The sequence below is a fragment of the Streptomyces niveiscabiei genome (assembly GCF_001419795.1).
Lineage (GTDB): Bacteria > Actinomycetota > Actinomycetes > Streptomycetales > Streptomycetaceae > Streptomyces > Streptomyces niveiscabiei.
Window position 1 is genome coordinate 1 of the sequence record NZ_LIRL01000201.1, and the last position, 1,982, is coordinate 1,982.

Genomic DNA, 1,982 nt, shown 5'->3' on the forward strand with positions numbered 1-1,982 from the left:
CCCCTCCTGCTGCGCCCACACCCCCGCCAGCACGCCGACCAGCGGCGCGGCCACCAGCAGCAGTACGGCCAGCGCCAGCACCGTCCACCCCTCGACGACGTCCGACGGACGGCGCAGCGGATTGCTCCGCCACCGCCAGCCGCGCACCCGGGTCCGTGTACGAGCGCCCATACCTCTCTCGTACCCCGTTCGGGGGGTCTTCCCGCACGAAACGGGCTGTATGGCGCGAATCAACTGCCGAAGGGTCCGTCGAGGGCGGCCCACTGGAGCAGCATGATCGTCTTGCCGTCCGCGATCCGCCCGTCGCGGATCATGGCCAGGGCCTCGGCGAAGGGGAGTTCCAGTACGTCGATGTCCTCGCCGTCCTCCGCGAGGCCGCCGCCGGGGCCGGTGCGGTCGGCGGGGGTGTAGGGGGCGGCGTAGAAATGCAGGCGCTCGGTCACCGAGCCGGGGCTCATGTACACGTCGAAGACGTGGGTGAGGGGGCCGAGGGTGACGCCGAGTTCCTCCGTCGCCTCGCGGCGGATCGCGGTCAGGGGGGTGTCGTCGTCCAGGAGTCCGGCGGCGGCCTCGACGAGCATGCCGTCGGGGTGGTCGTTGACGTACGCGGGGTAGCGGAACTGGCGTACCAGCAGGACGCGTTGGCGCTCGGTGTCGTAGGGGAGGACCACGGCGCCGTTGCCCCGGTCGTACGTCTCGCGCTGCTGGGTGACCCAACTGCCGTCGCGGCGGCGGTAGTCGTACGTGGTGCGGCGCAGGACGTGCCAGCCTCGGGAGGTCAACTCCACGTCGCGGACGCGGACATCGGGGTTGCGGGTCAGGTCGCGTCCGGCCCGGTCGAGGTGCGTGCGGCCCCGGTGGTCGGGGGTGTCGACGCCGGGGCGGGGGAGGTCGGTGGTCATGGCGCGCTACAGTACACGCAGAAACGTGCAAGAACAGGAGAGAGTGTGCATGCTGGCTGCTGAACGGCGGGACCATCTGCTGGGTCTGCTCGCGCGGGAGGGCAAGGTCGTCGCCAAGGACGTCGCCGCCGGCCTCGGGATCTCCGAGGACAGCGTGCGGCGCGACCTGCGCGACCTCGCGGCGGAGGGACTGTGCCAGCGGGTGTACGGCGGGGCCCTGCCGGTCTCCCCGGCCGTCGTGGACTACGCCGCCCGGCAGGGCGTCACACCCGACGGGAAGCGGAAGGTCGCCGCCGTGGCCGCGGGTCTGGTACGGCCGGGGAGCGCCGTGATCCTGGACGGCGGGACCACCGCGCTCGCCGTCGCCCGCGCCCTGCCGGTCGGCCTGGACTGCACGGTGATCACGCACAGCCCGACCGTCGCGACCGCGCTGCTGGAACATCCCGCCGCCGAGGTGTTCCTCCTCGGGGGGCGGATCTTCAAGCACTCGGCGGTGGCCTGCGGGGCCGCGGCCGTGGAGGCGGCGCGGAACGTCTCCGCCGATCTGTGCCTGCTCGGCGTGACCGGCGTCCATCCCGAGGCGGGACTGACCACCGGGGACGCCGAAGAGGCCGCCATGAAACGGGCGTTGGCGGGGCGGGCCGCGGAGACGTACATCCTCGCGTCGTCCGAGAAGATCGGCGCCGCGTCTCGGTTCCGGGTGCTGCCGTGGGAGGACGTGAGCGGGGTGGTGACCGACGCGGATCCGCGGCACGCCGTGCTCGAACAACTCGCGGCGCGGGGGGTGGAGGTGCTGGCGGCGGACGCTGCGTGAGCATCTTGGGCGGTCAGGGGGTCAGGCGCCGGAACTCTGGTGGCTCAGGCGGGACTTGAAGTGTGTGGTCAGGGACCGCCGCGCTCCCAGGGGAGTCAGGCGCCGGAACTTCGGCGGCTCAGGCGGGACTTGAGGAGTACCCGGAGCGCCCGTGTCGGTGACGGTTCCGCCGAGTTCTTCAGGAGCCCTGCGCCTCGGGCGAGAGCCGCGTCGGCGGTGAGGAGTTCGATGTCGATGAGGGCGCGGAGGAGCGGGCGGTAGGGGGC

At 72.7% G+C, this 1,982-nt stretch carries 2 protein-coding genes; one reads left to right on the forward strand and one right to left on the reverse strand.

Features of this window, described 5'->3' with window-relative positions; genetic code table 11:
* Positions 1-230: 230 nt before the first annotated feature.
* Positions 231-902: an NUDIX domain-containing protein gene (locus tag AOK24_RS11495; protein ID WP_055719971.1), complete on the reverse strand. Its 672-nt coding sequence runs from the start codon at positions 900-902 to the stop codon at positions 231-233.
* A gap of 49 nt (positions 903-951) precedes the next feature.
* Between AOK24_RS11495 and AOK24_RS11500 the strand changes: the two genes are divergently transcribed.
* Positions 952-1,716: a DeoR/GlpR family DNA-binding transcription regulator gene (locus AOK24_RS11500; protein ID WP_055719972.1), complete on the forward strand. Its 765-nt coding sequence runs from the start codon at positions 952-954 to the stop codon at positions 1,714-1,716.
* Positions 1,717-1,982 lie beyond the last annotated feature (266 nt).